The organism is Pseudomonas sp. 9AZ, from assembly GCF_902506525.1.
Lineage (GTDB): Bacteria > Pseudomonadota > Gammaproteobacteria > Pseudomonadales > Pseudomonadaceae > Aquipseudomonas > Aquipseudomonas peli.
In genome coordinates, this window is the sequence record NZ_LR733840.1 from 1,137,634 (window position 1) to 1,150,825 (window position 13,192).

Consider the following 13,192-nt stretch of genomic DNA (forward strand, 5'->3'; position numbering starts at 1 on the left):
GCGCGGGCCGGCGGCGCAATTCGCTCAGTGACTGACCAGCCACCGGGCGAATTGTCGCAGCCGGGCGGTCATTCAGCCGCCGGCTTTTTCGCCCGAGGCTTCTTCTCCTTGGCCGCAGCAGCCGGCTCTTCCTTCTTCGGCTCCTCTTTGTCGTCCTCTTCCATGCCCATGGCGGCGATATCACGCAGACGTTCAACCACCCGCGCATTGACGCTGCCCGCTGGGAACTGGCCCTGCTCATTCGGTGAGCCGGCATCTGCGCCGACCAGCAGACTCAGCGCCTCATCGACCTGACGCACGGCATAGATATGGAACTGCCCGGCACGTACCGCCTGCAGCACCCGCTCATCAAGCATCAGGGTGGTGACATTGGAGTGCGGGATGATCGCGCCCTGCTCGCCCGTAAGGCCGCGGGCCTCGCAGAGGCGGAAGAAGCCTTCGATCTTCTCGTTGACCCCACCCACCGCCTGCACTTCACCGAACTGGTTGATCGAGCCGGTAATGGCGAAGCACTGCTTGAGCGGCGTGCGCGACAACGCCGAGATCAGCGTGCAGACCTCACCGAGGGATGCGCTGTCACCGTCGACATAGCCGTAGGACTGTTCCAGGGCGATGCTCGCAGAGATTTCCAGAGGGAATTCCTGGGCATAACGGCTACCCAGATAGCCAGTCAGAATCATCACACCCTTGGAGTGGATCGGCTGGCCGAGGTTGACCTCACGCTCGATGTCGACGATGCCGCTGCCACCGGGATAGACCGTGGCAGAAATCCGCGCAGGCACACCGAAGGCCGAATCACCGACTTCCAGCACGGTCAGACCGTTGCACTTGCCCACGGCGGCACCAGCGGTGTCGATCAGGATGATCCCGGCCAGCATGTCGTCGATGATCCGCGCCGAAACGCGGCCGGTGCGGGTGGCCTTGGCCTTGAGTGCGCGCTCGATATGCCCGGCGTCGGTCACCTCATCACCCGCCAGGCTGCGGATAAAGTCAGCCTCGCTGACAAGCTGGAACAGATCGCCAATACGCGCCGACAAACGCCCCTGGTGCTCGGCCAGCCGCGCGCTGTAGGTTGCCACCCGTGCCACAGCAGCAGCGCTCAGCGGCGCCATACCCTCTTCAGAAGTGCGGGTTTTCATCAGCTGGGCGAACTGCTCCAGGCTGTCATCGGCCAGCGGGATGTCTTCGTCAAAATCGACCAGGACGCGAAACATCTCCTGGAAGTCCGGATCAAGGTCCTGCAGCGTGTAATACAGCTGACGCGAGCCGATGATCACCACCTTGAGGTGCAGCGGAATCATTTGCGGGGTCAGGGTCACAGTGGCGATACGGCCGAGGTCACCGAGCGGCGACTCCATCTTCAGCTGACGCGATTGCAGGGCGCGCTTGAGTGCATCCCAGACAAACGGCTCGCCGAGCATCTTTTCTGCTTCAAGAATCAGAAAGCCGCCGTTGGCGCGGTGCAACGCACCGGGACGCAGCTGGCGGTAGCTAGTGTAGAGCGCGCCCTGATCGGTGTTGTATTCGATCCGGCCAAACAGGTTGTCGTAAGTCGGATGCGGCTCGAACACCACCGGTGCGCCGCCTTGGGCGTGATGGCCGACTACTAAGCTTGGGCAGTACTGCTCTTCGAGCAGTTTGCGGGTCTGAGCATCAATCTTGTCGACCTCGACCAGCTGCTCAACCACAGTTTTCAGCAGATTGACCTGTACCGCCTGCAGGTAGGCGCAGACGCCGGCGTTCTCGGCGTACTTCTCCGACAGCGGCGCAAGCAACGGTTGCAGGGCAATGGTGATGGTTTCTTCATTGAGCTGACGCAGCAGGTTGCTCGACTCACGTTTCCACTGCGGCAGGCTGGCCAGCTCCTCGTTGAGGCGCTCTTCCAGAGTGGCGATATCAGCGTGGAAGCGCTCGCGATCGGCTTCCGGTAACTGAGCAAACTCGGCCTCATCCAACGCCTTGCCTTCAAGCATCGGGGTAAAGGCGATATTGCTGCTGTCGCGATACAGAGCGACGTTCTTTTCCAGCGACAGACGCTCGATCACATCCAGCGCCTGGTCGTAGCGCTTATTAAAGGCGCGGTCGATGGCGTTCTTCTTTTGCTGGAACGAGGGGTGCTCGAACACCGCCGGGAAGGTCGCCAGCAGGTTGTCGATCAGGCCATTGATATCGGCAAGAAACTCACCGGCAGTGCCAGACGGCAGCTCCAGCGCGCGCGGCTCGCGCGGCTCATCGAAATGGTTGACGTACACGCGGTCAGCCGGGGTTTCCAGGCGCTTGGCTTCAGCCTTGAGGTAGCGTTTGACGAAGGAGAAACGCCCGGTACCGGGCTCGCCCATGACAAACACGTTATAACCGGGGCGCGGCATCGCCACGCCGAACTGCAGCGCCTCGACGGCGCGCTCCTGGCCCAATACGCCGCGGAAGGGCTCCAGGTCTTCGGTATTGGTGAAGTTGAACTGCTCAGGGGAGAAGGGACGGGTAAGTGCTTCAGGTGCCAACCGCAAATGGGCTGCGACGGAGTCTGGCATTGGAAATCCTTGGACGGGGGCCTGGTGGAAATCATGGCCGCATCGGCCCGCATCCACAAGCCAAAAGGCGCGTCCTGGCTCGGCAAATCTCGCCAAGTGCCACACCAGAGCACCCGCGCTGAGCAGAGCGCGACTAACCGTACGCCATCACGCTGCCGGTCGTAGCATCGACTAGCCGGCGCAAACGCAACTTCGCGGCGGGATTGCTGCCCGCCGATGCAGAAGCGCATTCAACGTTCGCGCGCATCGGCACAGGCCAGACAACACTCTGCTGCGGGCATCACCTCTAACCGCGCCGCACTGATGGCCTCACCGCAGCGCAAGCACAAGCCGTAGCGCCCCTCGGCCAGGCGCAGCTTGGCGAGGCCGACTTGGCGCAACCCAGTCTCGGCTTCGGCCAGCAGCGCCTGCAGCACGTCATCGTTTTGCCGCTGCTGCGCTTGCTCGGCAAAACCTGCCGAATGCAGACGCGCCAGATCCTGGCGGATCGCATTGGCGCGAGCGCTGTATTCGTTTACCAAGGTGTACAGGGCGATATGGGGGTCGAAAGCAGGCATGTAGGCAGTCCTCAGGAGCACTGCATTCAGTGTGCTCCCGTGCTGGCGCCAAACACTGTCACAGATCAGTACTTGCTCGCGCATTGCACGCGGAACCGGCAAACAAAAACGGAGCCTTTCGGCCCCGTTTTTTTTATTGCAACCTAGCTTACTGCGCCAGCTTCTTGTAACGCACGCGGTGCGGCTGCGCAGCTGCGTCGCCCAGGCGTTTTTTACGATCCGCTTCGTACTCGGTGTAGTTGCCCTCAAAGAACTCGATATGCGAGTCATCTTCATACGCCAGGATGTGGGTCGCCACGCGATCCAGGAACCAGCGATCGTGAGAGATCACAATGGCGGCGCCCGGGAAGTCGAGCAGCGCTTCTTCCAGCGAACGCAGGGTTTCCACGTCGAGGTCGTTGGACGGTTCGTCCAGCAGCAGCACGTTGGCGCCCTCTTTCAGGGTCAACGCCAGGTGCAAACGGCCGCGCTCACCACCGGAGAGGTCCTTGACGAACTTCTGCTGGTCGCCACCCTTGAAGTTGAAGCGCCCGACATAGGTGCGCGACGGCACTTCATAGTTGCCGATCTTGATCATGTCGGAACCACCAGACACGGCTTCCCACACGGTTTTGCTGCCGTCGAGGTCGTCACGGCTCTGGTCCACGCAGGCCAGCTGCACGGTTTCACCGATCTCGATGCTGCCCGAGTCCGGCTGTTCCTTGCCCATCAGCATGCGGAACAGGGTCGATTTACCGGCACCGTTACCGCCGATCACGCCGACGATGGCGCCCTTGGGCATGCTGAACGACAGGTTGTCGATCAGCGCGCGGTCGCCGTAGCCTTTGCTGACGTTAACGAAGTCGATGACCTTGTCGCCCAGACGCGGGCCAACCGGGATGTAGATCTCGTTGGTCTCGCTACGCTTCTGGAATTCCTGCGACTGCATTTCTTCGAAACGCTGCAGACGTGCCTTGGACTTGGACTGACGGGCTTTGGCGCCTTTGCGCACCCACTCCAGTTCTTCCTTCATGGCCTTTTCATGGGCTGACTGCTGCTTGGACTCCTGGGCCAGACGATCCGACTTGGCTTCCAGCCAACCCGAATAGTTGCCTTCGTAAGGGATACCGGCGCCGCGGTCGAGTTCGAGAATCCAGCCGGCGACGTTATCCAGGAAGTAACGGTCGTGCGTGATCGCGACCACAGTGCCCGGGAAGTCGTGGAGGAAGTGCTCCAGCCAGGCCACCGAGTCGGCGTCCAGGTGGTTGGTTGGCTCATCCAGCAGCAGCATGTCCGGGGCTGAGAGCAGCAGACGGCACAGGGCCACGCGGCGCTTCTCACCACCGGACAGGTGTTCAACCTTGGCGTCCCAGGCCGGCAGACGCAGGGCATCCGCCGCAACTTCCAGCTGACGCTCGAGGTTGTGGCCGTCGCTGGTCTGCAGAATGGCTTCGAGCTTGGCCTGTTCGGCGGCCAGCTTGTCGAAGTCGGCATCCGGCTCGGCGTACGCGGCGTAGACCTGATCCAGACGCGCCTGGGCGTCCTTGATCTGGCTCACGGCCTCTTCAACCACTTCGCGCACAGTCTTGCTCGGGTCGAGCTGCGGCTCCTGCGGCAGGTAGCCGATATTCAGCTCCGGCATCGGACGGGCTTCGCCGTCGAACTCGGTGTCGACACCCGCCATGATTTTCAGCAGGGTGGATTTACCCGAGCCGTTGAGGCCGAGTACGCCGATCTTCGCGCCAGGGAAGAACGACAGGGAGATGTTCTTGAGGATTTCCCGCTTCGGCGGTACGACTTTGCCGAGCCGATGCATGGTGTATACGTAAGAGCCTGTTTTGCCTGATTTGTCACCTTTGGACATGGTTTGATTCGCCTTTAATCCAGTTTTTTCAGTGCTTTGATGGTTGCGACGAGCGCTTAAATTCGGAAAAGCAAAACGTTAGGTTTTGCGCTGACCTTAACTTGTTCCTGACTATACTTAGAAAAGTTATTTTTTATGAGGGAGCAATATGGGTTTCCAGGTCATAGAGCAGGTGGTGAATGGTGCTCGTAGAAAGCTGCTGGTGCAAGACTACATCCCGGTTTACTACCCCAACCTCTACATGACCATGGAGCACTCGGGCAGAGCACTGGAAACAACAAAGAAGTACCTTGAGCATCTGGTTGTGCTTGAGCAGTTTCTGGCTTTTTCCTCTATTGATCTGATTTCTCGAATCGAACAGCGCCCTGCCAGCAAATACCTGACAGACAGCGAGCTTTCCAGATTTGTGTCGGACGCGGGGTTTAGTAAGGAAACCTTGGCCAAGAAGTATGCGGGGATGCGTTTGCATCCGACTGCCTACAAATCCGTTGGCAAAATCCATGCGCAGCAGCGAATCGAGGCGGTACGCGACTATCTGGCCTTCCTCTATGACAAGTTGGGTGATCACTCAACACGATATAAGGCGGTTGACGACCTGAAGGAGCGCATCAAACGCAAGATCGATGCGGCCCGCCCTGCGTGGAAAGAAACGCGATTGGACGAAATGAAAGGGCTTACCAGCCAGGAGCGAACTCGATTGCTGGAAATCATGTATCCGGATAGCGCCGAGAACCCCTTTTCAGATGAAGCCATCAGGCTGCGTAACTACATCATTTTGCTGCTGGGTCTCGACATGGGTCTGCGCCGCTCCGAGATGCTGCTGATCAAGACCAGCGATATTCACTGGCACAGTCGTCAACTAGCGGTGGTCAACCTGGAGGATGAGAGCCTCGATCCACGAACCATGGCCCCGCAATTCAAAACCCACGAGCGCATGATGGTGATGACCGATGACCTGTATGACGCGATCACTGAGTACGAATCGAAATATCGCAACAGAAAGCCCCGTAGCGGCGCATCTCAAGCGAGAAGGCATCCGTTTTTGCTGGTGGCGCACAAGCGAAATGAGGGCGGACCTCTGACCATCAAGGCAGTGGATGGCGTTCTGTCCAGGGTCCGAGAAATAGCACCGGAACTGGCTCATGTGCACCCGCATATTCTGAGGCATGACGCGGTCTACACGATGCTGGAAAGCATGCGTGAGGAACTGGCAGCGTTCACGCCGGAGGATCGCACCACGCAAGTTCAAAAGACCCTGACATACATGTTTGGCTGGAGTCCCGATTCGGACATGCCCGGCCGCTACGGCGCGAAATTCTGGAAGGAAGAGGCAGACAAAGCGATACAGAAACGGGCCGAGCGGTTTAAGGCCATCCGTCAGAACGCCGAGGCGACACAAGGAGGCTCAGAGTGAAAATCGCCGTCGAAGCACTTCAGGCACCCACGAAGGATAGCCTCGATGCATGGCTGAACACGCCTCGCTTGGCCAAGTGCGGAGAAGTGTTCACACCTACCCACCCCATGTGGAGACCGGATAAATCGAATGGTCGTTCAGTCAACTGGGAAGCGGCTATTACCTGTGTCTCGCCGGATTGGCAGCCCTGGTTGCACGCCGCCCTGGCGTACCGAATGGCCGATGTGTCAGCGGGCACGGTTCTTGTGGCCACCTCTGTGTTGTCGCGGGCTGCACAAGCCGGGCTTGACCCGCTCAACGAGAATCACCTGATCGATCTGCGGGAGCGCTTTAACCATGCTGAGTTTAGTGTCATTGCCTCTTTCATGGCGTTTTGGCACGACTGCGAATCCCTCGAACAGCGCCCGTCGCAACCCCTTATCGATGCCTACCAGGCACTGCCTAGGAACAAGAAATCCAGCCACGATGTGATCCTCAGCCTGGACCCCGAACAAGGCCCGTTCACGCAGGTGGAACAGGACGGCCTGTACCAATGGATACATGAGCAGTTTTGTCACGGCCAGTTAGATCCCGAGCAGTACCTTTACCTGCGCTTGTTGATGATTTATGGGCCGCGAGGCACTCAGGCGCGAGCGCTGGTTTTTGGTGATTTCACGAAGAGCGATCAGGGCTGCAAGGTCAGGATGCCCTGGGCAAAGCAAAAATGGGACGAGGGAGGTTGGCGAGTAAAGTTCGAAACATTCAGCCTGGATGATGACCTCTACAGCGTGGTGCAGGCCTACAAGGCAATGGTCCTGGCGCAACTCTGGCAAACGTATCCAGACGGTACCGATTGGAATGCAGCCATTCAGAATGTGCCCCTCTTTCGTCGGAAGCTGGATGATGAAGCAGGAGTTAGGGAGCGGGTTTATCCCCCTGTTTTGCTCGATAGCCCCCTCCAAAAAGGCCTCGAAGACGCGCCGCAGGCGATCTTTCATGCCGGAAAAAGCACGATCAATGCTTGGCTTGAGCGCATTGAGCGGATGGAGGACTTTCCGATTTCGCCTCGCACCCATCAGCCGCTGATTGTGACGCGGAGTCACCGGTTCAGGCACACCCTCGGCACGGACCTGTCCAATGCGGGGATGAGTGAGTGGGCGATGGCCCGCGCATTAATGCACAAGGGTACTCAGACAGTGCGAAAGTACCGACAGGTGTCGGCAGAGTTGCTGGCGTTGATCGACGCGAAGATGACCGACCATCTGGCCTTGGTTGTGAATGCGTTCACCGGGATCATCGTCACAGATCGCACCTCAGCGAAAAACGGGGAACTAGCGGATCGACTAATCGAGAATCTGGCGGTGTGTGGTGCCGATGCCGCCTGCCATCTCGATGCGCCGTTTACCTGTTACGCCTGCGGAAAGTTTCAGCCACTTCTGGACGCGGATCACAGTTCGGTCCTTGAGCGATTGGAACGTCGTCGGGAGCAAACCATTGCCACGGACAAAACCACCGGTGTGCTCTGGGATCGGGCCATTCTGGCCTGCCGCAAGGTGATTATAGATTGTGAGGCCATGCGCCGATCATCGGGCGCTGGGAGGACAGAAGAATGACCGAAGGGTTTGATTCTGAACCGACGAAAAACATTGTCGATTTTAAGCCCAGGAGCCAACTGGCTGCGGAGGCTCAGCTCGCGGCGTTTATCGAATGGGCAAAACAGACCCTGCCCAAAGGCATTCCCAATCGAGTGCACGCGAGTATTCGCTGGGAAGACGACAGTTGGCACTCGCATGGCGTCCAATCCTGTAGCTTCACGGAGCTCGGATCGACCAAAACCGCCCCAAAGGCGATGCAGGTACCATTCACGGAGTATGCCAAAGCAATAGTGGTGTACCGAAGGGTGTATTTGCAAAAAAAGAATATCGGTGATTGGCTGTCCCCCCTGAAGGCGCTGGAAGCCGCCCTGTTCGAGTTGACCGGCACGCGGGATGTGACGCGGGTGTCCGCCGCTGTCTGTACTAAAGCGTGCGACCACATGAACCGTCACTGGACAAAAGGCGATACCGCATACAAATACGGTAAGGCACTTGAGGCCGTCATCACATTGATGCGGGCCAAAAAACTGTTCAAGTCGGATTTCCGGTGGACCTCTCCGCTGAGGCGGAGGCTGAGTGGCACGCTCAAGCAGCAAAAAGCGGATCGGGAACATAAGCTGCCCAACCCTGAAGCGATCAAGGCCCTCGGGGAAGTGTTCAATAACGAATTGACCCGCCCCCTCGATATCGTTGTGACATCCGCCTGTGCGCTGCTGCTGAGTGCACCCAGTCGCGTGGGTGAATTGGCGGATGTTGAATTGGATTTCCTAGTATTCAAAGAGGACACCCAAGGCAACCAGCGCATGTTCTTGCGCTGGTACGCGGAAAAGAAAAACCAGGTAATACTGAAGCCCGTCATTACGCCTGAGATGGAGCCGGTCGTCGAGCGGGCCATCACGTTACTGAAACCGATCACCGATGAGGCGCGGGCTTACGCCGCCTGGCTGGAGGACCATCCCGATGAGTTTCCGCCCCATGAAGGACTGCCACCCAAGGGGCCTGATGAACCGCTCACGTACACCGAAGCCTGTGCCGCGCTGAAAATCAGCGCTGGTGAGACCTGCGGCCCGCGAAAAGCATTTAATCGTTCGTTGCTGAAAGGCATGGAGAAGCGAGAGGCGCTCAGCCCCGCCGCCCGAGCCCTAATGGCCGAGATCCGAGACGGGTGGGATGCCAGCGCAGGGAAGAAGATCTTCGTCAAGGGCAAGCTTGGAATCCAGAGCTTTGAATATGACGACCGGTTTGTGATCACGCTGCGCAAGCTCAATGTGCTGTTGCGGGAGAAGTATCTTCCAAAGGATTTTCCATACACCACGCCGTATACGGAGGGCAAAGCTCGGGTGAAGTACCGTAATGCGTTGTTCACAGTGCGCACGGGAGCGCTGGCTGAAGACGCAGGTGGCATTACTGTGACACACGGGTTTGGCGTGGAGATCGCGGTGAACTCTAGCCGAATGACTGTGCAATTAGGTGGTTCGAAACAGCCGACAAGGAAAAGCCTGTTCGAGCGCTATGGCTACCCCGGCGTCACGGTCAACACGCATGCGTTTCGGCACGAATTGAACACGCAGATGCACCGGGCGGGCCTGTCGCAGCTCCTGATTGACGCCTTCTCCGGGCGCACGACGTTGGGGTCGGTCTACAACCATGAAACAGTCGAGGAACGCACCCAAAGGGTTGCGGATTACCACCCACAAACGAAGCACAGCACCGCTGCTCAGCGTCTGGAAAAGGTCAAAACCAATCAGCCGCTGAACCTGATTGAGGTGAGGGAACTGCGCGAGGGTGAGCAGGACCGCATTATCCATCTAACCCCTTACGGCGTTTGTGTGCACAACTTTGCTTCCGAGCCCTGCCCGAAAATGGGTGCCTGTTTGGACTGCGGTCGACTCGGTTGCGTCAAAGGCGATGACGTGAAGCTGGGCAACCTCATGGAAGAACGTGACGACCTTAAACGCCGCCTAGATAAAGCCATGGATGCCCAGTCTCGGGGTGTGTTCGGGGCATCGGAGTCGGCCAAAAAACTGGGTGAGAAGCTCTTTAAGTGCGAGGCGCTCATCCATACGCTGGAAAACCCCGAACTCGAAAACGGTACCATCGTGTGGAACGCCGATAACGGTTGGACGCTGACCAAGAACGCCGCCGCAATGTCGGGGCTGATCGAAGTCAAATTCGTTGAAGATAACCAGGCGCAAGAGGCGTTGCCATCGTTGGATGACGTCTTGGCCTTGCTGGATGAGATTGAGGGTTAACGATGGGGCATTTAACGCCAAAGGATGAGAAACGCATCATTAAGCTAATTGAGGAATGGTCAGAGCCGAAGCTGACCTGGCCTTTGCTCGTTGAGGCCTGCAAAGAAAAACTGGGTATCAGTCGTGCTCGCCAGTCCCTGATGAATCTACCTGCCGTGGATTTAGCAATGAAGAATGCCAAGGCGGGATTGAAGGCTCAGAAGCTGAAGCCGGGCTGGATTAGCGATATTCAGGCAGCCAACGAGCGCATTGAGAAACTGACAGAGAAAAATCAGAAGCTGTCAGCTGCTGCTCGAGATATGTATCGCCGGTTTTTGATCTGGCAAGCCAATGCGGATATGCACGGGCTAACGCAATCGATGTTGGAGCAGCCGGTTTCACAGCTTCAAAAGAAGACCTGATCCGGTGTTCAGAAACTTATACTTGGAAAAAACTCATGGCAGCTACGTCCTGAAATTCGAGCACTCGGCCCATGCTCCGCGCTACGTTCTGGAAGGGGACGAGTTGATAATCCGGGGCTTTGCGCCCCATACCTCGCGACCTATCGCGTCGATCGGCGAGAGCGAGAGGTCGCGGTGGCGTTCTTGATTGTTGACCTTAAGAGGTCACTTCACGCAGCGCCTGATGCAGTGGGTTCTATTATCTAATAGCGCTCAATGAGCGCCCCAGTTTAGTTGCATCCCAACGACTGCTCCTGGGCGGCAGTTGTCTCAAAAGCCGCGCTTGGCGGGGCTGTTTAACTCGTATGCTATCTGCACATCACTCATGCGCCGTGCATTAGTCATCGCCAATCCGATTCCAGTGCTCGGCCAGCTCATCTGTACGATCCGGAACCCGAGGTGTCTTACTGAGAATAAGGCACCGAACAGTGCCGACATACTCCTCGATCAAATAGAGAGTGTCGCCTACGTCGACACCTAGTTCCTGGAGAACTTCATCAGGAATACGGATTGCGCCATCGCCGTCCCAATCTTCGATCGTCGCTAGTTTGGTATCCATTTTCGCGCTCCAGTTTCTTGCTCGCTCTGACGCTGTCGACCTTAGGCCAAGGTCAGGCCTCTAGTCGAGATCGTAAGTCGGAAAAGACTGCTTCTTGCCGGGTTGAGTCATTTGCGAGTGGCAGCTTCGGGCCGAAGCTGCTGCAAAAGTCCCATCGCGATTTTTGCCCTTGAAAGAGCGCTTTCGACGCTGAAATTTGGTTCGTTCAGAAGACGTAGCTGTCTTGGTTTCTAGGTATCAACGCCCGACCTAGTTCTATCCTCGTACGCAAATCACCTCCTCCCAGCGCGTGGTGTATCGCTGACTTAACATGTCTCGGCGCATAGCCCACTTCGGCTTCTTGGGCACCCGGCCGAAGCGTAGGGTACCCCGGCCGTTCTTCTCATTGATCTGGTCAACTATGGCCATCAATCGCTCTGCGCCTGGACGCGGCCCAAGTTCAAAAAAGTCGCCAGTTAGTTCACCGCGCTGGCTCAAGTCCATCAGCAAGATGGAGCATTTCGAGAAGGGATAACCTGGCCGGAAGATTTGCTCCAGGCCACGCTGGGCGAGCGCCAGAATCTCGCGGGTGTCATCGGTCGGTGCCGGGAGGGCTAAGGTCATAGCGTTGGCATAGCGCGGACCGTCGAGGTCGGCCAGCTGCGTCTGTAGGCCGACTTGAATCGTGCTGCACAACGAGTTCTGGCTGCGGAGCTTCTCAGCCGCCCGGCTCACGTAAGCAGTGAGTGCCTCACGAATCGGCGGCAGCTCCTTTTGACGCTTACCAAACATTTTGCTTGAGCAAATAGCCTGCTTCGGTGGCGGTCCCTGCTTGAAACCAATACAACTAACTCCACGCAACTCCCTAGCCGTGCGCTCCATGGTTACACCGAAGGTCTTGCGTAGCGTTGCCGCATCGAACTGCGCCAGATCCCAGGCCGTGGAGATATTCAGAGTGGCCAACTTGGCTGCCGAACGGTGGCCTACACCCCATACCTCCCATACCGGTGCCAAACGCAGTAACTTTTCCTGACGCACTGGGTCAGTCAGGTCTAGCACGCCACCAGTTGCCTTCCATTTCTTCGCAGCCCAATTCGCTAACTTAGCCAGCGTTTTGGTGGTGCTGATGCCCACTCCCACCGGCATACCAATCTCCTGCGCCAAGCGGTCACGGATATTACGACCAAGCGCCTCCGGGTCGGCTACTCCGGTCATATCGCCCCATGCTTCATCAATGGAGTAAACCTCAATCCCTGGAAGCATCTCAGCCATTACTCGCATGACTCGATTGCTGATGTCTGCATAAAGGGTGTAGTTGCTGGAGCGCACGATAACGCCATGTTTGCTTAGCTCCTTTCGAACATCCTTAAACGACGCACCCATGGGAATGCCTAAGGCCTTAGCCTCTGAGGTGCGCGCAATTACGCAACCATCATTGTTGGACATCACAACCACTGGCCTGCGCTTCAGACCCGGCTGGCAAATGCGCTCGCAGCTGCAGTAGAACGAATTACAGTCGATCAGCGCGAACACACGGCGGGAAGTGTTCATGGCGCTACGCGGCTGACCACCCAGCTCACTACGCCCCACACCTCGATAACCAGATCTCCATCCAGCTGCACGTCCGGCACAATCGGATCCGCCGCCTTCAACCATCGCCCGCCAAACAAATCCCGCGCAACCAAGCGCACTCGATAGCCCTCACCGCCCAAGTCGACTACTACAAATCGGTTATCTAGCTGGCATGCCGCGCGATTCACGATCAACCGGTCACCCGGGAAGATGCCAAAACCGAGCAGCGTGTCATCCAGCACCTGCACGCCCCAGATATGAGGCGCACCTAGACCAGTCAGGCGGTCGAGGGAGAGACCCTCCTCCTTTTCGTCCTCAGCAGGCGATTGGAAACCTGTTATGCGCAGGTCAGCCACATCGGTAAGCAGGCGTTCCCGCAGGCGCTCACCACGAGCAAGAATGGAAAGAGACATCAGAGCACTTCCAAAATACTGTATATGAATACAGTATTCGAGAAGACGCCGAGCTGGT

General features: G+C 57.7%; 10 protein-coding genes. 4 read left to right on the forward strand and 6 right to left on the reverse strand.

Features of this window, described 5'->3' with window-relative positions; genetic code table 11:
- Nucleotides 1-68 precede the first annotated feature (68 nt).
- From ALTER154_RS05450 to ettA, 3 genes are all read right to left on the reverse strand, one after another.
- A complete protein-coding gene (locus ALTER154_RS05450) occupies nt 69-2,531 on the reverse strand; it encodes a Lon protease family protein (RefSeq protein ID WP_160085566.1) in 2,463 nt (820 codons plus the stop codon).
- A 230-nt stretch (nt 2,532-2,761) separates the two neighbouring features.
- Complete coding sequence (locus ALTER154_RS05455) at nt 2,762-3,088, reverse strand: TraR/DksA C4-type zinc finger protein (protein ID WP_160085567.1); 327 nt, start codon at nt 3,086-3,088, stop codon at nt 2,762-2,764.
- Nucleotides 3,089-3,236: 148 nt separating this feature from the next.
- A complete protein-coding gene (gene ettA / locus ALTER154_RS05460; protein ID WP_160085568.1) occupies nt 3,237-4,931 on the reverse strand; it encodes an energy-dependent translational throttle protein EttA in 1,695 nt (564 codons plus the stop codon).
- Nucleotides 4,932-5,079: 148 nt separating this feature from the next.
- Between ettA and ALTER154_RS05465 the strand changes: the two genes are divergently transcribed.
- Genes ALTER154_RS05465 through ALTER154_RS05480 form a run of 4 tightly spaced genes read left to right on the forward strand, consistent with a single transcriptional unit; the run spans nt 5,080 to nt 10,572 of the window.
- A complete protein-coding gene (locus ALTER154_RS05465) occupies nt 5,080-6,345 on the forward strand; it encodes a site-specific integrase (protein ID WP_160085569.1) in 1,266 nt (421 codons plus the stop codon).
- On the forward strand, nt 6,342-7,937 hold the full coding sequence (locus tag ALTER154_RS05470; RefSeq protein WP_160085570.1) for a site-specific integrase: 1,596 nt from the start codon (nt 6,342-6,344) through the stop codon (nt 7,935-7,937). The genes ALTER154_RS05465 and ALTER154_RS05470 overlap by 4 nt, the downstream gene beginning before the upstream one ends.
- Nucleotides 7,934-10,171, forward strand: a complete 2,238-nt coding sequence (locus tag ALTER154_RS05475) for a hypothetical protein (RefSeq protein ID WP_160085571.1) — start codon at nt 7,934-7,936, stop codon at nt 10,169-10,171. Before ALTER154_RS05470 ends, ALTER154_RS05475 begins: the two co-directional genes overlap by 4 nt.
- Nucleotides 10,172-10,173: 2 nt before the next feature.
- Nucleotides 10,174-10,572 carry a hypothetical protein gene (locus ALTER154_RS05480; protein WP_160085572.1) on the forward strand — a complete coding sequence of 133 codons (399 nt, stop codon included), beginning with the start codon at nt 10,174-10,176 and terminating at the stop codon, nt 10,570-10,572.
- A 376-nt stretch (nt 10,573-10,948) separates the two neighbouring features.
- Here the strand turns inward: ALTER154_RS05480 and ALTER154_RS05485 are convergent, their stop codons facing one another.
- The 3 genes from ALTER154_RS05485 to ALTER154_RS05495 all read right to left on the reverse strand — a co-directional run bounded on the left by ALTER154_RS05485 (nt 10,949) and on the right by ALTER154_RS05495 (nt 13,134).
- On the reverse strand, nt 10,949-11,170 hold the full coding sequence (locus ALTER154_RS05485; RefSeq protein WP_160085573.1) for an AbrB/MazE/SpoVT family DNA-binding domain-containing protein: 222 nt from the start codon (nt 11,168-11,170) through the stop codon (nt 10,949-10,951).
- Between the two features lie 255 nt (nt 11,171-11,425).
- Nucleotides 11,426-12,700 (reverse strand): Y-family DNA polymerase, encoded by a 1,275-nt coding sequence (locus tag ALTER154_RS05490; protein WP_160085574.1) that lies wholly within the window; start codon nt 12,698-12,700, stop codon nt 11,426-11,428.
- Complete coding sequence (locus tag ALTER154_RS05495) at nt 12,697-13,134, reverse strand: S24 family peptidase (RefSeq protein WP_160085575.1); 438 nt, start codon at nt 13,132-13,134, stop codon at nt 12,697-12,699. The genes ALTER154_RS05490 and ALTER154_RS05495 overlap by 4 nt, the downstream gene beginning before the upstream one ends.
- Nucleotides 13,135-13,192 lie beyond the last annotated feature (58 nt).